Genomic DNA, 20,035 nt, shown 5'->3' on the forward strand with positions numbered 1-20,035 from the left:
GGATGTCTCCATGTCGAGTTCGATCAACAGACGCCACTTCCTCGCCGGTGCCACCTGCGTCGCCGCGGCGGCCGTTGCCGGAGGTGTGTTCGGTGCCGGCATCGCCCAGGCGGCGCCCAGCACGTACACGCCCGACTGGAACTCGGTCGACCAGCATCCGCCGGCCCCGGAGTGGTTCCAGGACGCGAAGTTCGGGATCTACTTCCACTGGGGTGTCTTCAGCGTCCCCGCCTACGACAACGAGTGGTACCCGCGCAACATGTACCAGGCGGGCAGCAACGCCAACCAGCACCACATCGCGACCTACGGCCAGCCGTCGGCATGGCCGTACCACAACTTCATCAACGGGGCGCAGGACCTGGCGGGCAACTTCGTGAAGTTCGCGCCGAAGCTGAAGTCAGCGGGCGGGAAGTTCGACCCCGACGAGTGGGTGCGGCTGTTCGTCGACGCCGGCGCCAGGTTCGCCGGCCCGGTCGCCGAGCACCATGACGGCTTCTCCATGTGGGACAGCCAGGTCAACGAGTGGAACTCGGTGAACAAGGGCCCGGGGCTCGACCTGCTGCGGCTGTTCTCCACGGCCATCCGCGCCAAGGGCCTCAAGCTGCTGGTGGCCATGCACCACGCGTACCACTTCAACGGCTTCTACGAGTTCGTCCCCGCCCAGACGGACCCCAGCCTCAAGAAACTCTACGGGCAGCTGGGCTCGGCCGCGGAGAATCAGCTCTGGTTCGACAAGCTCAAGGAGGTCATCGACCGTACCCAACCCGACATCCTGTGGCAGGACTTCAGGATGGACGCCGTGGACGAGACCCAGCGCCTGAACTTCCTTTCGTACTACTACAACCAGGCCAACAGCTGGGGCCGTGAGGTCGTCGCCACGTACAAGGACGGCATGAACGGCAAGGGCGAGGTCTTCGACTACGAGCGCGGCGGTCCGGGGGATCTGACCTCCCCGTACTGGCTGACCGACGACAGCATCTCCAGCAGCAGCTGGTGCTACACCCAGGGCATCGGCTACTACACCATCCAGCAGATGCTGCACTCGTTCATCGACCGGGTCAGCAAGAACGGCAACATGCTGCTGAACATCGCGCCGATGGCCGACGGCACCATCCCCCAGGCGCAGAAGGACATCCTGCTCGGTATCGGGGACCACCTGAAGCGCTTCGGTGAGTCGGTGTACTCGACCCGCGCCTGGACGGCGTACGGCGAGGGCCCGACGAAGATGGGCGGCGGTGCGTTCACCACCCCGCATGCCGGCACGCCGCAGGACATCCGCTTCACCCGCAACAAGGCCGACAACGTCCTGTACGCCACCGTCCTGGGCTGGCCCGGCAGTTCACTGACGATCAAGACTCTCAGCTCGGACCGGATCAACCTCTCGTCGCTGACCTCTGTGAAGCTCCTCGGCACCACCGCCGGCACCTACATCGACCTGCCCACGCCGGCCCAGAACTCGTCCGGCCTCACGGTCACCCTGCCGTCCTCAGCCCCGTACAACGCCAACGCCTACGTCCTGAAGCTCGCTTTCTCCGGCACGATTCCGGGCTTGCGGCCGCTCGCCGGCGCCCTCGCCTCCACGGACGTCAACTACAGCGGCAACTCGGCCGTACTCACCGTCGGTGACTACACCACGGCCGACCTCACCTCGGCCGGGCTGGGCGCGGGCAGCATCTCCTCCCTCCGGCCGGCCCCCGGCTACCAGGTGATCGGCTACTTCGGGGACAACTTCAGCGGCACCTCCTGGACGTTCACCGCCGAGAACCCCGACCTGCGGGTCACCGGCAACAACGATCAGATCGCCTCGCTGAGGGTCCAGTTCAACCCGGCGACCTACTTCCGGATCACCAACGTCACCAACGGCCTCGCCCTGGACAGTGGCGGCGGCGTGGCCTCCGGGTCCAACCTCAAGCAGTGGACCTGGAACGGCAGCTCCAATCTGCAGTGGCAGGCGGAGGCCGTCGGAGGCGGCTACTACCGGCTGGTCAACCGGACGAACGGCATGGTCGCCGACGGCTGGGGTGCCACCGCCGACGGCTCCCCCGCCCGGCAGGCTCCCTGGAACGGGGGCACCAACCAGCAGTGGAAGATCACCCACCGGGGCGGCGACCTTTATTCGATCGCCAACCGCACCACCGGCCTGGTCCTCGACGGCGGCGGCAACGTCGACTCGGGCTCCGTCACCAAGCAGTGGACGTACGGCAGCAGCACCAACCTGCTGTGGTCCTTCACGGCCGTCTGACCCCTTTTCCCCGGACCCCCGCCGCCGCCCGGATTCCGTTCCAAGTCGACCGGGCGGCGGTGGGTCACCACGACGGTGGGTCACCGCTCCACTCCCCCAGCACCACGCACCGCCGACCGTGGCCGGATCCGGATCCACAGCTTCGCCTGGGACCTGAACGCCCGGACCGCCACCCTGTCGGTCACCTCCGGCGTCAACCAGGACGTCACGCTGATCAGCCGCCGCGGCATGACCTCCGTGGCCACGACCGCGACCGTCACGCCCTCCTCCCTCGGCACCCACGCCAGGAAGGTCTCACTGACCGCCGGACAGCGCACCGACTTCACCGTCTCCCTGCTCAGCGGCTTCTTCCGGCTCGAAAACCGACGCAGCGGCAAGGTGCTCGACGTCACCAGCGGCAGTACCGCCGACGGCGCCACCCTCATCCAGTGGGGCTGGTCCGGCAGCGAGAACCAGCAATGGCGGCTCCAGCCCGACGCCGACGGCTCCTTCCGCCTCGTCGCCCGCCACAGCGGCAAGGTCGTCGACAGCCCCGGGGGCTCCACACAGGGTGCCCAGCTCATCCAGTGGCGGGACGGCACCAGCGACAACCAGCGCTGGAGGGTCGTCGACGCGGGCGGTGGACACGTCCGGCTCGTCAACGTCCGCAACGGCTTGCGCGCGGACGTGGAGGGCGGATCGGCGGACAACGGCGCCAAGGTGATCCAGTGGCCCGTCGGTGACGGAACCAACCAGCAGTGGCGGCTGGTCGCCCTCTGACCGCCGCCGCTCTACGGTCGGCCCAGCACCGTATCGGCGGTTCGGAGCACGCGCAGCGCCAGCCCGCCGCCGGGCCCGCGCACCGGAGGGCCGGAATGGAGTTCCGCCACCACGTCGACCGGCAGGGTGATGTGGAAGTCGCCGTACGGATCCACGGGACAAGGGCGTCGATGAGATGCCCGCCGTTGTCCCGGAGCCGCACTAGGAAGCGGTAGGGGTGCGCCCGCGCTCTCCGTCCGTGGAGCGAGCCCTTCAAGCGGATCGCGTGGTCGTCCACTTCGACCGACAGGACCTCGGCGTGCGCAGGCCGGAGCCAGGTGCGCACGGCGAGTCCTCCGCCTTCGGTCGCGTACGAGATCCACGTGCGCCCTCCCTCGTCCGCCGGCCGGAGGACCGCGCGATCCAGGAGGCGCGCCGTCTCGACGAGCCCCGCTCACGGCGTCCCGCCCGTGAAGGTGGAGGTCGACGGCCTCCGACGCCTGCTGTCCGTACGCCTCCTCTCGCAGGGTGCCGACGGTGTCTACCATTCTCGGAGGCGTCGATCGCGTCCGCGAGGTCGAGGCCGACGGGCCAGGCCCGGGTGCCCGGCGCCCGCCCCCGGACGGGGCGTGAGCGTGGCATCCTGCGCCGGGCGGGGCACGGCGACCGCTCCTCGTCGACAAGCCGAAAAAACGTCGGCAACCTTTGCGCTTCCTGCGGCTACTGAACAGTGCACCGTCGACTCGACCATCCGAACGGACAGGCATGAAGACAGCAAGGCAGGCCGCGCGGCAGCGCAGGCGCAGACACAGGCTGATGGTGGGCACCACGGTGGCGCTGGCCGCCGCGGGGGTCGTCGCTGCCCTGGTCATGGCGTTGCTCCCCGACCACGAGACCGATGGGGCGTCGGCCGCGGTCACACCCGCCGCCGGCACCCCGGCGAGGGCCACGCCCACGACAGGCACCCCGAGTCCCACAGGCACCCCGACCGCGACGGGCACGCCGACCGCGACGGGCTCGCCGACGCCGAAGGCTTCCGCGAACACCCGGTCGAAACGACCGTCGGCCGCGTCCACCCCGCGGGCCGCGCGAACGAAGTCGACCACGGCACCGTCGGCAGGGCGGATACAGCCCGGGACCACCTACACAGGGGTCGCCACCGCCTACGAAGCCGGCGACGGAGACGGCGCCTGTGGGTTCGGCCCGAGCGACGACATGATGATCGCGGCGATGAACACCACCGACTACGAGACGTCCAGGGCGTGCGGCGCGTACGTCCGCGTCCGCGCGGCGAACGGCGCCTCCATCACGGTACGGATCACCAACGAGTGCCCCCTGCCCTGCGCACCCGGGCAACTCGACCTCAGCCAACAGGCCTTCGCCAAACTCGCCGACCTCAAGGTCGGCCGGATACCGATCACCTGGAGCCTGGTCAGCCCGAGCACGTCCCAGACGGTGTCCATCAGGTACAAGACCGGGTCCAACCCCTACTGGTGCGGCATCCAGGCGATCGGCCATCGCAATCCGGTGGCGAGGCTGGAGGTCCACACCGGGAGCGGCTGGCGGCAGTTGCCCCGCACCTCTTACAACTACTTCATATCGGCCGACGGCAGTGGGTGCGGCAGCACGATCAGAATCACGGACATCTACGGGGAACAGCTGACCGTCAGCGGGATCGCCCTGCGGCCGAACGTCGTGCAACCGACCCGGGTCCAGTTCGCCCGGCACTGATCGCGCCGCCCGGGCGCGCATCTCCTTTCACCGGACGTCGGGGCGGCGACTGCCGATTCAGTCGGCTGTTCGTCAGGAGCCGCTCCGACCCGTGGCAGTACCGGATACGGCGAGAACGCCCGGATCCGCCGCGTCCGACCGACCTCTCGCAGCCAGTTGGGGCGTGGGACTGGCATTCGAGGCCGCCACGGCTCTGCTGCGCGCCGCCGCCGACGAGCTGCCCGACCAGCCGGTCCTGGTGGTGACCCTGACGGCCGATGAGCGTTCCCTCGAAGTCGCCACCCGCCTCGGCAACCAGTGCGTGGCCTCCTTCGAGGCGCATACCACGGAGCCAACCCTCGCGGCAGAAGGCCGAGGAGCAGATGTCGGACGTGAAGCCGACTCTTGGCTACGAAGACGGAGTGTCGAAGCGCATCGACAGCGTCATTCCCCCTGAGAAGCCGCCAAGGAGCCAGGGGAAGGAAAGTTTTTTGGCGTAGGTGCTCTTGTTTCGCACGAAACTTCTCCGTTACCTTCGCCTGCGAGGTGAAGCGCTTCGACAACTGCCGGTGGTGCCGCTGCGAGCGGTCGGCGGATGAACCGGGTGTGCCCCAACCCGCCCTGACGTCTCGTCAGAGAATCACTCGACTCTCCGTACCCAAGGAAGCCTCATGACGGCACGCAGTATCACCGACCGCCTGGGTGGCCTCGCCTTCGGCGGGGACTACAACCCCGAGCAGTGGGACGAGCCGGTCTGGAAGGAGGACGACGAACTCATGCGCCGGGCCAGGGTCAACCTGGCCACGATGGGCGTCTTCTCCTGGGCCCTGCTCGAACCGGAGGAGGGACGCTACGACTTCACCTGGCTGGACGCCCACATCGAACGCCTCCACGCGAACGGCGTGGCCGTCGACCTCGCCACCCCGACGGCCTCCCCGCCGCCCTGGTTCACCCTCGCCCACCCAGACGCACTGGCGGTCCAGGCCGACGGCACCCGCCTCGTCCACGGCAGCCGCGACACCTACTGCCTCGCCGCACCCGCCTACCGCAGCGCGGCCCGCCGGATCGCCTCCGCCCTGGCCGAACGGTACGGCGACCACCCCGCCCTCGCGCTGTGGCACGTGCACAACGAGTACGGCACGCTCTGCTGGTGCGACCAGGCGGCGGCCGCGTTCCGAGTGTGGCTGCGCGCCCGGCACGGCTCGCTGGACGCCCTCAACGACGCGTGGGGCACAGCCTTCTGGAGCCAGCGCTACACCTCTTGGGAGCAGGTCCTGCCCCCGCGCGCGACGCAGTATCACAAGAACCCCGGCCAGACAGTGGACTTCCACCGCTTCTGGGCCGACGAGATCATCGCTGCCTACTGCGAGCAGCGCGACGCGATCCGCGAGCACAGCGACCGCCCGGTGACGACGAACCTGATGCTGCCCTACGACCTGCGGTTGAACGTGTGGGCGTTCGCCCGCGAACTCGACGTCGTCAGCTCCGACCAGTACCCGCACGCGAACGGCCTCGACGGCGCCGCACATGTGGCCTACTACGCCGACCGCTCCCGCTCCCTGGCCGGCGGCCGCCCGTGGCTGCTGATGGAGCAGGGCACCAGCACGGTCTACGACGGCGATCAGGTGATCGGCAAGGAGCCGGGTGATGTTCTGCGCCACAGCCTCGGCCACATCGCGCGCGGTTCGGAGGGCGCCCTGTTCTTCCAGTGGCGCCAGTCCCGGGCCGGCGCCGAGACCTGGCACTCGGCGATGCTTCCGCACGCGGGACCCGACAGCCGCATCTTCCGCGAGGTCACGCAGACCGGCGAGGCAGTCGCCCGGCTCGGCGAGCTGGCGGGATCGACGGTCACCGCGCAGGTGGCCGTGCTCGACGACCCGGACGCCATGTGGGCACTGGAGGTGGACGGCCTGCCCTCCTCCCGCCTCGACTACCACGCACCGCTCGCCGGGGCGCACCGCGCGCTGTGGGACGCGGGCGTCACGGCGGACTTCGCCCACCCGGAGCACGATCTGAGCCGCTACCGGCTGGTCATCGCCCCCTCCCTGTTCCTGCTGTCCGACAAGGGTGCGGAGAACCTGCGCCGTTACGTCGAGGGCGGGGGAACGCTCCTCGTCCAGCATGCCACCGGCTACGTCGACGACCGCCTGCACGCCCGTCTCGGCGGCTACCCGGCCGCACCGCTGCGCGAGGCGCTGGGCATCCGCGTCGAGGAGCACCGGCCGCTGCGGACGGACGAGCGGATCACCCTGTCCGACGGCTCGCACGGCACCGTCTGGAGCGAGTCCCTGCGCGCCGAAGGCGCCGAAACGCTCGCCGCCTACAGCCACGGCATGCTCGCGGACAGCCCGGCACTCACCCGGCACCGCTTCGGCACCGGACGGGGCTGGTATCTCTCCACCCGCCTGGACGAGGCCGACTACGGCGCCCTGCTCGGACGGCTCCTGAAGGAAGCCGGCGTCGAGCCGGAGCCGGCGGACCTGCCGGCCGGTGTCGAAGCCGTCACCCGGCACGCAGCCGACGGCCGCCGCTGGCACGTCCTGATCAACCACACCGAGGACGCCGTGCCCCTGCCGGATCCCGCCCACGACCTGCTCACCGGCACAACGGTCCACGAACTGCCGCCCGGCGGTTGCGCGGTGCTGCGCGGCCACTGACCTGGAAAAGGCCACCATGGAAAAGGAAGAGCGGTGCTTCCGCTGGGGTCACGAGGCACTGCACCTCGAGTTCGTCCTCGGCGACGACGGCAGTGCCCGCCTGACGCACCTCGGACTGCCCGGAGAGGCGGGCAACGGCCCCCGTGGGTCCCTGCCTCTGGTGGAGGTGACGGCGACGGGTCACGGGCGCGACTGGTCGGGCAGCCGCCTGGTCCAGACGGCGATCGGCGGGCGGCTGGGCCACCGGACCCACCGTGCGGCCCGCGACGGTGACTGGCACACCCTGACCGTCGTACTTGACGACCCGGACACCGGTCTGGTCGCAGAGGTGACCTACCGGTCGCCGGACGGCATACCCGTGCTCCGCAGCGAGGTGACCCTGCGCAACGAAGGGCAGGACACGCTCCACCTGGAGTCGGTCAGCTCGTTCGCAATGGGGTGCCTCACCACGCCGGACCCGGACCGGAGGCCCGCGCCCTGGTCCATGAGGCGGTCGCCGTGTACAAGGCCGTCCGCGCCGACCTGCCCCGGGCCGTGCCGTCCTGGCCACTCGGGCTGCCCGGCTGGGACGACCCCTGGATCGCTCTCGCCCTGCACACCCCCGCCACCACGTACCTCACCGTCTGGCGCCGCCCGGGCGGTGAGGCCACCACCACCCTGCGGCTGGCTGACCGGGCGGGGGGCGCAGCCGGTGTCGAGGTGCTGTACCCCGCCGCACGTCAGGCCGTTGCCGCCTGGAATTCCGACACCACCGACCTCACCGTGACCCTGCCCACCGCGCCCTCGGCGGCGCTGCTCCGCATCACCCGCACGGAACCGGACGCTCCCTGAGCGCCGACCCTGCCGCCCACCCGACGAAAGGACGATCAAGGGTGCCCGCTCAGAACCCGCCCGCCCGCGCCACCAACCCCGTGCTCCCCGGCTTCCACCCCGACCCCAGCATCTGTCGGGTCGGCGACGACTACTACCTCGCCTGCTCCAGCTTCGAGTACTTCCCCGGCGTACCCCTCTTCCACAGCCGTGACCTGGTGCACTGGCAGCAGATCGGCAACGTCCTGGACCGGCCGGAGCAGTTGCGTCTGCCCACCTCCATGGCGTCCTCGGGCGGCATCTACGCCCCCACGCTGCGCCACCACGACGGACGCTTCTGGCTGATCGTCACCAACTGCAGCGAGGGCGGCGGCAACCTGATCGTCACGGCCACCGACCCCGCCGGACCGTGGTCGGATCCCATCTGGGCACCGGGCGTGCCCGGTATCGATCCCGACCTGGCCTGGGACGAGGACGGCACGTGCTGGTGCACCGTCGCAGGGGTGTCGCAGGTCCGTATCGACCCGTCCGCCGGACAGACGCACGGCACACCCCACAAGCTCTGGTCCGGCGGTCCCGGCGCCAAAGCTCCGGAGGCGCCGCACCTGTACCGGATCGGCGACTACTGGTACCTGCTCATCGCCGAGGGCGGCACCGAGCGCGGCCACGGCGTGTCGATCGCCCGCGGCCGTACGCCGACCGGCCCGTTCGAGCCGTGCCCGGCCAACCCGATCCTCACCCACCGCGGCACCGACCACCCCGTGCAGAACACCGGCCACGCGGACCTGGTCCAGGGCCCCGACGGCTCGTGGTGGATGGTCCTGCTCGGGGTACGGCCGCGCGGCGGCACGCCCGGCTGGCACGTGCTCGGCCGGGAGACCTTCCTGGCTCCCGTGACCTGGGAGGACGGCTGGCCGGTCGTCGGCGAGGTCGCCTTGGACCTGTCCGCGCTCCCCTGGCCGATCTCCCCCGCCCTCGCCGAGGAACGGCGCGACGACTTCGAGCTCAGCGAACTCGGGCCGACCTGGATCTCCGTGCGGGACCGCCCCGCCGAACTCTGCACCACCAAGGAGCGTCCCGGTTGGCTGACTCTCCGCGCGCGGGGCGACTCCCTGGACGAGCCCGACGTGGTGTTCACCGGCCGCCGCCAGCAGCACCTCACCTGCCGGGCACGCACCCTGGTCGACCCGGGGCAGGGGCGCGGCGGCCTCGCCGTCCGGCTGGACGAGCGGCACCACTACGCGGTCGAGGCGTGCGGCACGGAGGTGCGGGTGATCGCGCGCGTCGGCTCCCTGCGCACAGTCGTGGCCGCCACGTCCGTGCCCGCCGGGCCTGTGGTCCTTGCCGTCACCATCACTGACCCGCCGTCACCGCACGGGCCCTGCACCGGACCCGACGTCGTCTCTCTGGGCATCGAAGCCCCGGACGGAACGTTCACCGAGCTCGCGACCCTCGACGGTCGCTACCTGTCGACAGAGGTGGCCGGCGGCTTCACCGGCCGGGTCATCGGCATGTACGCCACGGCAGGCGCCGTCCACTTCGACTGGTTCGACTACGAGCCCCTCGACGGCTGAACCCGAGGACGTCACGGCGCACATCACCCAGTCGACCCGTACCAGCCGGCGTGTGGGGCAGTGACGGCTGATCGCTGCCCGACCACGGATCGGATCAACCGTACGACCGACCGAAGGACACGACCGAGACGCACGACCGAACGAAGGGAAGGAACATGAAGGACATACGTCTACCCGGGCGCCGCGGCCCCGGACGCCTGGCCGGCCTGCTGATGGCGCTGCTCGTCATCCTGGGACTGTCCGCCGGCACCGGCACCTCGATCGCGGCGCCCGACGGCACGGCGAAACCGGCACCGTCGACGGTCAAGGTTCCGGCCCGGGCCATGGACGCCGTCGCCGAGATGCAGCCCAGCTGGAATCTGGGCAACACCCTGGACGCGATCCCGGACGAGACGTCCTGGGGCAACCCGAAGGTCACCAAGGACCTGTTCGACACCATCCGCGCGCAGGGCTTCCGCAGCGTCCGCATCCCGGTGTCCTGGACCGACCACCAGTCCGCCACCGCCCCCTACACCATCGACGCCACCTTCATGAGCCGCGTCAAGCAGGTGGTCGACTGGGCGCAGGCCGACGGCCTGTACGTCGTGCTCAACGTCCACCACGACTCGTGGCAGTGGATCTCGAAGATGCCCACCGACCACGACAACGTACTCGCCCGCTTCAACGCCAGCTGGACGCAGATCTCCTCGACGTTCCGCGACGAGCCGCGCACCCTGCTCTTCGAGAGCGTCAACGAGCCGTCCTTCGACAATGCCACGGACGCGCGGAAGACCCAGCTCATGAACGAGCTGAACACCTCCTTCCACAAGATCGTCCGCTCCTCGGGCGGCGGGAACACAAGCCGCCTGCTCGTGCTGCCCACGCAGGGCTGCACCCCCTCCCAGCCCCTCATGGACGACCTGTCCGCCACGATCAGCGCACTGCATGACAGCAACCTGGTCGCCACCGTGCACTACTACAGCTGGTACCCGTTCAGCGTGAACATCGCGGGCGGCACCCGGTACGACGACAACGCCCAGAAGGACCTGAACGAGGCCTTCGCCCGCATGCACGACACGTTCGTCGCCAAGAACATCCCGGTCTACCTCGGCGAGTACGGTCTGCTCGCCTGGCCGGACCACAACCATCCCGACCGCGTGGAGCGCGGTGAGGCGCTGAAGTACTTCGAGCACCTCAACTACGCGGCGCGCGTCGCCGGTGTCACCACCGCCCTGTGGGACCCCGGAACGTTCGCCTACCTGAACCGCGAGACCCTGAAGTGGACCGACCCCGCCCTGTTCGCCTGGATCAAGTCGAGCTGGACCACCCGCTCGGGAACCGCCTCCTTCGACAAGGTCTTCGTGCCGAAGTCCAGCCCGATCACGGCCAAGACGCTCACTCTGAACCCCAACGGCACCCAGTTCCGCGGCCTGTGGCAGGGCAGCACCCCGCTTACTCCGGGACTGGACTACACCGTCACCGACAACCAGCTCACCCTCACGGCGCGCGCACTGACCCGGCTGACCGGCGATCGCCGGTACGGGGTCAACGCGACGCTCCAGGTCCGGTTCTCCCGCGGGCTGCCCTGGACGATCGACGTGACCACGTTCGACACTCCGGTGCTGTCGAACGCCACGGGTACGACCGGCTCGTTCACCCTTCCCACCCAGTACCAGGGTGACGTACTGGCGACCATGGAGGCCAGGTACGCCGACGGCAGCAACGCCGGTCAGGCCGGCTGGACTCCGTACCAGGAGTTCAACGCGGCCTTCTCACCGGACTACCCGGGCGGCAAGATCATTCTGACTCCCGACTTCCTGAACGCGCTGCGCGACGGCGAACCGGTGACGCTGACCTTCCACTTCCACAGCGGCGCCACCGTCACCTACCACGTCACCAAGTCCGGAGGCTCGGTCACCGGCACGACATCCTGAACGACCGGCCCCCTCGCCCTGGTTGCCCCTCCCGGCAACCAGGGGCACTGCCCTTTTCGCGCGCGGTCGCGTCACTCCTCCTTGGGCGGTGCCGTGCTCTCGCGGACGGTGAGGGTGGTCGCGATCTCCAGTCCCCGCTGCGGCACTTCCTCGCCGCGGCCGAGCGCCAGGGCCAGTTCGGTGGCGGCCGTCGCCATCTCGGCCGGCGGCTGATGGACCGTGGTCAAGGGCGGATCCATCCAGGCCACGGCCGGTACGTCGTCGAAACCTCCCACGCTGAGATCGTGCGGGATGCGCAACCCGACCTCGCGCGCGGCCTGGTAGACACCGAGCGCCTGCATGTCGTTGGCGGTGAACACGGCGGTGGGGCGATCGGGGCGGGACAGCCGCCGCGAGAGCGGACGAGTAGCCGAACAGCCGGGCGAGGCAGAAGGGGTGATCCGGCCCGCTGATCATGGCGATGCGCCGGTGTCCCAGTCCGACCAGATGCCGGGTCGCCGCCTGCCCGCCTCTCCAGTTCGTGGCTCCCACGAACGGCACGTGGTCGGGCAGTTCGTCGATCGGGTCGAAGACGACGAACGGGATGCCCTTGGCCGTCAGCTGTTCGCGCTCCGCCTCGGAGAGCTGCGCCACCGACAGGACACACTGGGGCCGTCGACCGACCGTGTCGTCGACCCGGACTCCTCGCCCGCAGCGAGAAAGGCACTCTTCGCAATAGGCACGGCCTCATCCCTCGCCCTCGAGGTCCCCCTCCGTCTCGGTTCGGCGGTGTGGAGGCGAGCGAAGCGACGCGTGCCGGGATTCAGTACGAGACACCTGCTGACAAGGGCGTCTGACCGAGTATCAGTGCTTCCCGGTCTTCACGGCCCGGTCCTCCTCCGCTCCGTCGTTGTCGCGCGTCTCGTCACCACCCTCCTCTCCACTGTCGCCGGCGAGTGGCTGAGCCGCGTAGGTGATGCGGACGACGCCGTCGGCATGCTGTTCGGCGTGCGCGCGTACGCCGAAGACGTCGGCCAGGAGCTGCGGGGACAGCACGTCCAGGACCGGTCCCGCTGTCACCACCGCTCCCTCGTGCAGGACGACCAGGTGGTCGCAGAGGCGGGCGGCCAGGTCGAGGTCGTGCAGGACCGCCAGCGTGGTGACACCAGTGGCCCGGATCAGGTCCAGCAGCTCGAACCGGGCACGGATGTCCAGGTGGTTGGTCAGCTCGTCGAGCACGAGCAGTTGCGGGTCCTGCGCCAACGCCCGTGCCAACAGCACGCGTTGGCGCTCGCCGCCGGACAGGGAGGCATAGTCCCGGTCCGCGTAGGGTCGTACACCGCAGCGGTCGATGGCGCCGGCCACGGCCCGGTGGTCCTCGGCGCCGTCGCGTCCCAGCAGGCCGTGGTGGGGTGCGCGGCCGAGCGCGACGATCTCGGTGACGGTCAGGCCGGTGGTGTTCCCGGTGGCGTCCTGAAGGACGGCGGCGGTGCGGCGGGCCGCAGTGCGGGCGGACAGGGCCCAGACGTCGTCGTCGCCGACCCGGACCACGCCGTCCGCTGGGCGCAGTGAGCGGTAGACGGCGCGCAGCAGGGTGGATTTGCCGCTGCCGTTGGGGCCGACGAGGCCGACGATGTCGCCCTTGCGGGCCTCCAGGCTCACATCGCGGAGGATCGGACTGCGGTCCAGGGTGATGTGGAGCTGGTCGACGGTGAGTTTCATGGTTCAGTCCAGGCCCTTGTTGCGGCGCAGCAGCCACAGGAAGAAGGGAGCGCCCAGCAGAGCGGTGAGGATCCCCAGCGGAAGTTCGTTGGGGCGGTTGAGGGTGCGGGAGAGCAGGTCGACGAGGACCAGGTACTGGGCGCCGAGGAGGGCGGTCAGGGGCAGGAGCCGGCGGTGGTCGGCGCCCAGGGTGAGGCGGACCAGGTGCGGGATCATGAGGCCGACGAAGCCGATGCTCCCGGCGACGGCGATGACGGTTCCGGTCAGCAGCGCGCTGAGCACCAGGAGCACCGCGCGCAGGCGGTTGACGTCGACGCCGAGGGCGGTGGCGGAGTCGTCTCCGGCCAGCAGGACGTTGAGCCGCCGGCCGAAGAGCGTGAGGAGGGCGGTGCCGGCCAGCACCACCACCGTCACGGTGGGCAGTTGGTCCCATTGGGCGCCGGCCACGCTGCCCAGCATCCAGAACATCACCGTCCGCAGCTCGGTCGGCGTGGCCTGCAACTGGACGTAGCTCGTGGCCGAGAGGAAGACGTAGCCCACCGCGACCCCGGCCAGGACCAGCCGGGTGGGGGCCATCCGGCCGCGCTTCTGTCCGAGGGCGAAGACCAGCGTGCCAGCTGCCACCGCGCCGAGGAAGGCGGCCGCCGAGACGCCGAGCCCGGCGAGTGCCACGCCTCCGCCCAGGGTGATGACCAGCACCGCGCCGAGCGTGGCGCCGTAGGAGAAGCCGAGGACGATGGGGTCGGCGAGCGGGTTGGACACCACGGTCTGCAGCACCGCGCCCGAGACGGCCAGGCCCGCGCCGACCAGGGCCGCCAGAACCACCCGGGGAGTGCGGAAGTTCCAGACGATCTGGTCGGTCGCGAGGTCACCGGAGGCGCCCTGCCCCGTGACGTGGTGCCAGACGATGCCCCACACGTCGCCGAGCGGGATGGTGACCGCGCCGATGCTGATCGCCACGATCATGGTGGCGATCAGCGCGCCGGGCAGCAGGGTGAAGGCCAGGGTGACCCTCAGTCGGGTCGGGCGGCTCAGAAGGCGTCCGGGTGCAGCATCTTCGCGATCTTCTCCACGGCCAGGTCGTTGCTCGGGCCGAGGTACATCGAGTCGGACAGCACCACGTACTTGTTCTGCTTCGCGGCCGGCCACTGGGGGAACTCCTTCAGCAGTTTCTTGGCGTAGGCCGCCGGGTTGGGGTCGTTGTAACCGATGACGACGAGCGCGTCGACATCGGTGGCGGCCACCTTCTCCTTGCTCAGGTCGGCGAAGGAGGTCTTGGAGGCCGACGCGAAGGCGTTGGAGCCGCCGGCCTTGGCGAGGATGTCGTTGTAGATGCCCTGGGCGACGACGGAGCTGAAGTCGTTGCCGCCCATGGACATGTTGGAGAAGAGGACCATCACCTTGGGCGCCTTCTTGCCCTTGACCTTGGTGGAGACCTCGCCGATGTGTTTCTCGGAGGCGGCGATCAGTTTCTCCGCACGGTCGGAGACATTGAAGATCTTCCCCATGTCGCGCAGCAGCGTGTAGCTGTCGGCGACCGTCATCTTCGAGGTGTCCTGCTTGCAGCCCTGCGGGGAGACATAGGTGTTGGCTGCCACCTGCTTCAACTGGTCGCGGGTGGCGAAGCCGTTCTTCTCGTCGAAGCCGTACGACGTGGTGGACAGCACCAGGTCCGGGCGCAGGCCGAGCATCGCCTCACGGGGGATGTCGTAGGCGTCGTTGAGTTTGATGTTCCCAGTGGGCAGGGCCTTGATCGTCTTGGCCCGCCCCGGCACCTCGCTCATGCCGTAGGACTGCTCGTTGGCGACGATCTTGTCGCCGAGGCCGAGGGCGAGGAGGGTCGAAACCTCTGCGACCGAGGCGCCGTTCATGACGACCACTCGGCTGGGGGCCTTCTTGAAGGTCTCGGTCTGGCCGCAGTTCTCGATGGTCACCGGGTATCCGGTCTTCGAGGCGGCGGCCTCGGTCTGCTTGCCGCTCGCCTTCTCGTTAGTCGAGGAGTCGGCGCATGCCGCCGTGACCAGACAGAGGGCCGCGGCCAGGGCTGTGGCGACCGGCCGTTTGATGGACATGCTGACTCCTTGCTTGCAGGGCGCGGTGGTGTTCCGTCGCAGTAGTCGTGGCGCCGTCGCCGCGAGTTCCCGGGAAAGTCCGACTACTTGGCTGGAGGCGCCGGATGGGGTTCCCTTCCGGCCGGTGCGGGCAGCTCCCCGGTGGCCACACACCGGTCGAGGTACCGGAACACCAGGTCCCGGCCGATCGACGGGCGGGTGATGCCGCTGCCTCGCAGCCCCTTGCGGACGTGGTCGGCATGGACGTGCCCGAGCCGCAGGTCGGGGGCGTCGCTCCCGCTTGTCTCGCTCGTCGAGTCGAAGAAGGCGAGCGTGGTCGCGGCGACATCGGCCGCGCGGGGCAACTCGTCGCGCCACTGGGCCAGCGGCATTCGTCGAACGGGATAGCCGTACTCCTCGACCCAGTCGTAGAGGTCGCTCAGCCGCACTCTCGATACGGCCGCGTGGTTGAAGACCGGACCGGCGCCGTTGAGGCTGAGATGCACCACGGACCTGGCGACGTAATCCACCGGAGTCCAGATCTCGTCCTCGAACAACTCCGGGACGATTCCTGCCGGGATACCCGCCCGCAGCACGCTCCACAGGAAGTCACGCGCGTTGACATAGCCGGTGCCGGCAGGTCCGACCACTCGACCCAGGCGGTGCACGGTGACGGGCAGGCCACGCTCAGCGGCCTGTTCGAGGAGCCGTTCCGAGGCCCACTTCGACTGCTGGTAGCCGTACCGCAGACCGGCGTGCGGTGGCAGGAACGCCTCCGGCACCTCCGCGCTGTGGCTCGCGGGCGGAGCCACGGACAGGGTGGAGACGTAGTGGAGCGGAATGGCGCGTGCGGCGGCCAGGCCCAGCAGGTGCCGGGTGGACTCGGTGTTGACGGCACGCAGGGTGCCGTACTCCCGCATGATGCTCACCGTCGCCGCGTTGTGGAGGATCGCGTCGCAGGTCTCGGCCAGTTCGCCTTTCGTGTCCGGTGCCAGACCGAGGCCGGGGCGGGCGAGGTCGGCGCGGACGGCGGTGATGCGCTGCTTCGCCGCTTCCGGGAGCGAGAGACCGTGCTGCTCCAGGGCCTGATGGACGCGGTCCATGGCCTCGCCGGCGGTGCGCGCGCGGATCGTGCAGACGATCTCGGCCTCCGTGGTGGCCAGGAGTTCCACCAGTAGGTGCACCCCCACGAAGCCGGTGGCGCCGGTCAGCAGGATGCGCCTGGGCACGTCCGGGCGGCGGCCGGCACCGGGTCGGATGCTCGGGTCGAGGGCCGTGTCGGTGAGCAGGGTCGCCGGGAGACCTGTGGCGGCGGGCGTGCGGTCGTCGAGGAAGTGGGCGAGTTCCGCGGCGGTGGGGTACTGGAAGAGCCAGGCGACCCGTATCTCGCGGCCCAGTTCGACACCGAGGCGGTTGGCCGCCTGGATGGCCTGGAGGGACTGGGCGCCCAGGTCGAAGACGTCGTCGGCAGCGGTGACGTCTTCGGCGCCCAGGATCTGTTGCCAGATGCTGGTGATCGTCTGCTCCAGCGGGCTGCCGACGGCGGGAGCCCGTATCTCGGCGGGCGCGCTCAGCGCGGGTCGGTCGATCTTGCCGGATCCCGTTCGGGGCAGGCGGTCGTGGAGTGCGACGGCGGAGGGGATCATCGCCGCGGGCAGCTGCGCCCGCAGGTGGTCCCGGACCTCGGAGGCGGACGGAGCCGGAGAGTCCGCGACCAGATGGGCCGCGAGGCGCCGGGTGCCGTCCGGAAGGGTCTGTCCGACGACCGCCGCCTCGCGGATCCGAGGATGGCTCAGCAGGGCACTCTCGACCTCGGCGGGATGCACTCGATGGCCGCTGATCTTGAACTCTTCGTCCGCGCGGCCCAGGAACCGCAGTTGCCCGTCCTCGCCGATGTCCACCAGGTCGCCCGTGCGGTAGGAGCGGGGGCCTCCGGGAAGTGCGGCGAGGGGGGTGAACCGGGCGTCGTCGGAAGCGCCGGCCGCTCGGTAGCCGAGGGCCAGGTTGTCGCCCAGGAGGTACAGCTCCCCGCCGACGACGGCGGCTCGGGTACCGGGCAGCGGAAGTCCGATCGGAACGTCGCCGGGGGCGAGTGCGGGGTCGTGCAGGTCGGCGACGGTGGCGACCACGGTTGCCTCGGTCGGGCCGTACGTGTTGAACAGTTCGACCGACGTGCCGACGGCCTTGCGCCAGCGTTCGACGCGTTCGGGGAGCGCCGCCTCGCCGCCGATGACGACGGCCCGCACTCCGTCGGGCAGGACGCTCGTGCCTGTCGAGAGCGCGTAGGCCAGTTCGTGCCAGTAGGCGGTGGGCAGATCCAGCACACTGACGTTCAGGCGCGCGCAGTCGTCCAGGAACCGCGGGACCGACTCCGTCATCTCGTCGGTGCGGATGACGAGGGTGGCCCCCACGCACAGAGTGAGGAACAGTTCCTCCACGCTGGCGTCGAAGTGCAGGGGCGCGAACTGCAGGACCCGGTCCTCATGGCGCAGCCCGTAGCGATGGGTGGCACCTGCCACGAAGTGCCCCAGGGCACTGTGGCTGATCTCGACGCCCTTGGGGCGGCCGGTGGAGCCGGAGGTGTGGATGACGTAGGCGGGGTCCTGGGGTGACGGCTGCGGTGGGGTGGGGCCCAGGGGCGAGTCCGGCTGGTCGACTGTGAGTACGGGCGTACCCGTGTACGCGCTCGCGTCGGCGTCGGTCGTGACCATCAGGGCGGGCGTGGCCGTGGTCAGCAGCTGGGCCGTCCGGTCGGCGGGGGCGGTCGGGTCGAGGGGGCAGTAGGCCGCGCCCGACAGCAGCACGCCGAGGATGGCGGTGACGGCGTCGATGCCACGGGGCAGCGCCACGGCCACCAGATCGCCCCGGCCGATGCCCCGGGCGGCCAAGCTGCGGGCCATGTCGCGTGCGCTGCCGAAGAGTTGGGCGTAGGTCACGATCTCCCCGGCATGCTCCACCGCGACCGCTCCGCCCCGGTGGGCCGCGTGATCGGCGATGAGGCTCAGCACCGGGCGGGCTGGGGCGGGCAGCGGCCCGCCGTCCAGGACCGGTACGGAAGCCGGACGCAAGGGCCGGTCAGGGGTGGCCGCCGCCTCGGCGAGCAGTGCGAGCAACCCCTCCTGGAAGGCGGTGACTTCCGCTTCCGTGTACAAGTCGGGGTTGGCGTCCACCGCGATCCGCAGGCCGGTGCCGTCGGAGCGGTCGTACACGTTGACCGCCAGGTCGTCCACGGGACCGGCCGAGACGTTGTGGACGGTGCTGCTGTGCCCGGCGAAACGCAGGTTGTACTCGAACGGCATGATGTTGACGCCGGGCCCGGAAAGCCGGCGCTGTCCCCCCACCAGCTTCAGGTCACGGCGGAGCTGTTCGTAGCGATACCGCTGGTGCGGGAGACCGGCGCGGAGTTCGCGGGAGACGCGGGCCGCGAGGTCGCGGAGGCTGTCGTCGGCGGAGACGGCGACCCGCAGCGGCAGGATGTTGCGCACCATCGCCGGTACCCGAAGCGAGACGGAGCCGAGACGGCCCATGGCCGGCAGGCTCAGGACGATCTCGGATGCTCCGGTGACCCGGTGCAGGTGCGCCGCGGTCGCCGCGAGCAGCACCTCGGACCAGGTCACCGACAGCTCACGGGCGACCGTGCGCAGGGCGTCGGCCTGGGCGGCGTCGAGGTCCGTGACGCGGCGGTGAAAGGTGCGCGCGGCCGGCGCCGAGCGGCCGGCCGGGCTGGCCACCGGGGTGCGGTCGGCGTATCGGTCGGTCCAGTAGGCCCGGTCCTTGGCGTGGCGGGCGGACTCCTGGTAGGTGCCCTCCTCGGCGCGTACCGACTCCAATGTGCCGAAACCGCTGTCGGGTACGGGTTCGCCCACCACGAGGGCCGTGTAGACCTGGGCCACCCGGCGGGCCACCAGGGAGAGGCCGAATCCGTCGAGGGCGATGTGGTGGACGCGGTGGTACCAGAGGTACCGGTCGCTGCCCGTCTTCAGCAGGGCGTGGCCGAACACGGGGCCGCGGGTGAGGTCCACCGGGTGAGCCATGTCCGCGGCCATCCAGGCGAGCGCGGCTGCGTGCGGGTCCGGTTCGGTGGTGAGGTCGGCGGTGTGCAACTGCCAGCCGTCCGCCGGGGTCTCAGCCTCCCAGGGACGGCCTTCACCATCCACGACGTACGTGACGTTGAGGGCTTCGGTCTCGGCGACCACGTGGTGGAGCGCGGTGTCGAAGACGGCCGCGTCGACGGGTCCGTCGATGCGCACGTACTCGGCCGTGTTGTAGGCGGGGCTGTCCGGGTCGAGCTGTTGACCGGTCCAGATGGCTTCCTGGGCGGCCAGTAGTGGGTGACGGGGTGGGGGCTCAGGTGTCGGCACGTGCCGCACCTCCCTGTCGCTCGGTCAGCAGCTGCCACCACTGGGCGAAGGAGGTGCGCTCGGCGAGGTCCACGAAGCTGACGTCCGCGCCCGCGGCCTGCCACCGTTCGAGCAGGGTGACGATGCGCAGGGAGTCCAGTCCCGCGTCCAGCGGGCTCTCGTCCAGGTCGACTTCGTCGGGCCGCAGGTACAGGAACTCCGCGAGGTCGGCGCGGAAGTTCTCCAGGGTCAGGGATTCAGGCATGGGGTTCTCTCTACGACGGTCTACGACGGTGCTC

14 protein-coding genes and 1 pseudogene are annotated in these 20,035 nt (G+C 70.1%); 8 read left to right on the top strand and 7 right to left on the bottom strand.

Translation table 11 applies throughout. The features are described 5' to 3' along the window. Positions 1-10 precede the first annotated feature (10 nt). A complete protein-coding gene (locus CRP49_RS40985) occupies positions 11-2,242 on the top strand; it encodes an alpha-L-fucosidase (RefSeq protein ID WP_097258445.1) in 2,232 nt (743 codons plus the stop codon). 75 nt (positions 2,243-2,317) lie between these two features. Next, positions 2,318-3,001 (top strand): RICIN domain-containing protein, encoded by a 684-nt coding sequence (locus CRP49_RS40990; protein ID WP_097258446.1) that lies wholly within the window; start codon positions 2,318-2,320, stop codon positions 2,999-3,001. 11 nt (positions 3,002-3,012) lie between these two features. On the opposite strand, the gene CRP49_RS47350 is transcribed toward CRP49_RS40990, so the two are convergent. Then, positions 3,013-3,156, bottom strand: coding sequence for a hypothetical protein (locus CRP49_RS47350; protein ID WP_179852009.1), 144 nt, complete (start codon positions 3,154-3,156; stop codon positions 3,013-3,015). Positions 3,157-3,745: 589 nt separating this feature from the next. Here CRP49_RS47350 and CRP49_RS40995 point away from each other — a divergent pair. The 6 genes from CRP49_RS40995 (at position 3,746) to CRP49_RS41020 (ending at position 11,644) form a co-directional block, all read left to right on the top strand. After that, the gene (locus CRP49_RS40995) at positions 3,746-4,711 is read left to right on the top strand and encodes an expansin EXLX1 family cellulose-binding protein (RefSeq protein WP_097258447.1); all 966 of its coding nucleotides are present in this window, start codon (positions 3,746-3,748) and stop codon (positions 4,709-4,711) included. Positions 4,712-4,874: 163 nt separating this feature from the next. Beyond that, the gene (locus CRP49_RS47355) at positions 4,875-5,147 is read left to right on the top strand and encodes a hypothetical protein (protein ID WP_179852010.1); all 273 of its coding nucleotides are present in this window, start codon (positions 4,875-4,877) and stop codon (positions 5,145-5,147) included. A gap of 214 nt (positions 5,148-5,361) precedes the next feature. Next, positions 5,362-7,347, top strand: coding sequence for a beta-galactosidase (locus CRP49_RS41005; RefSeq protein ID WP_097258448.1), 1,986 nt, complete (start codon positions 5,362-5,364; stop codon positions 7,345-7,347). Positions 7,348-7,785: 438 nt separating this feature from the next. Continuing rightward, positions 7,786-8,178 (top strand): hypothetical protein, encoded by a 393-nt coding sequence (locus CRP49_RS48655; RefSeq protein ID WP_257033803.1) that lies wholly within the window; start codon positions 7,786-7,788, stop codon positions 8,176-8,178. Positions 8,179-8,219: 41 nt separating this feature from the next. Continuing rightward, positions 8,220-9,731 (top strand): glycoside hydrolase family 43 protein, encoded by a 1,512-nt coding sequence (locus CRP49_RS41015; protein ID WP_097258449.1) that lies wholly within the window; start codon positions 8,220-8,222, stop codon positions 9,729-9,731. Between the two features lie 155 nt (positions 9,732-9,886). Beyond that, positions 9,887-11,644 (top strand): cellulase family glycosylhydrolase, encoded by a 1,758-nt coding sequence (locus CRP49_RS41020; protein WP_097258450.1) that lies wholly within the window; start codon positions 9,887-9,889, stop codon positions 11,642-11,644. Positions 11,645-11,715: 71 nt separating this feature from the next. Here CRP49_RS41020 and CRP49_RS41025 read toward each other — a convergent pair. The 6 genes and pseudogenes from CRP49_RS41025 to CRP49_RS41050 form a co-directional block, all read right to left on the bottom strand. Then, positions 11,716-12,319: pseudogene (locus CRP49_RS41025) on the bottom strand (substrate-binding domain-containing protein); the annotation flags it as partial. A 168-nt stretch (positions 12,320-12,487) separates the two neighbouring features. Further along, on the bottom strand, positions 12,488-13,345 hold the full coding sequence (locus CRP49_RS41030) for an ABC transporter ATP-binding protein (protein WP_097258451.1): 858 nt from the start codon (positions 13,343-13,345) through the stop codon (positions 12,488-12,490). Positions 13,346-13,348: 3 nt separating this feature from the next. After that, positions 13,349-14,311 (bottom strand): iron ABC transporter permease, encoded by a 963-nt coding sequence (locus CRP49_RS41035; protein ID WP_097258452.1) that lies wholly within the window; start codon positions 14,309-14,311, stop codon positions 13,349-13,351. A gap of 65 nt (positions 14,312-14,376) precedes the next feature. Then, a complete protein-coding gene (locus CRP49_RS41040; RefSeq protein WP_097258453.1) occupies positions 14,377-15,417 on the bottom strand; it encodes an ABC transporter substrate-binding protein in 1,041 nt (346 codons plus the stop codon). A gap of 83 nt (positions 15,418-15,500) precedes the next feature. After that, positions 15,501-19,757 carry a non-ribosomal peptide synthetase gene (locus tag CRP49_RS41045; protein WP_097258454.1) on the bottom strand — a complete coding sequence of 1,419 codons (4,257 nt, stop codon included), beginning with the start codon at positions 19,755-19,757 and terminating at the stop codon, positions 15,501-15,503. Beyond that, complete coding sequence (locus CRP49_RS41050) at positions 19,744-20,001, bottom strand: phosphopantetheine-binding protein (RefSeq protein ID WP_094219039.1); 258 nt, start codon at positions 19,999-20,001, stop codon at positions 19,744-19,746. The genes CRP49_RS41045 and CRP49_RS41050 overlap by 14 nt, the downstream gene beginning before the upstream one ends. Between the last annotated feature and the right edge of the window lie 34 nt (positions 20,002-20,035).

Source organism: Streptomyces sp. Ag109_G2-15 (assembly GCF_900215565.1).
GTDB lineage: Bacteria > Actinomycetota > Actinomycetes > Streptomycetales > Streptomycetaceae > Streptomyces > Streptomyces diastatochromogenes.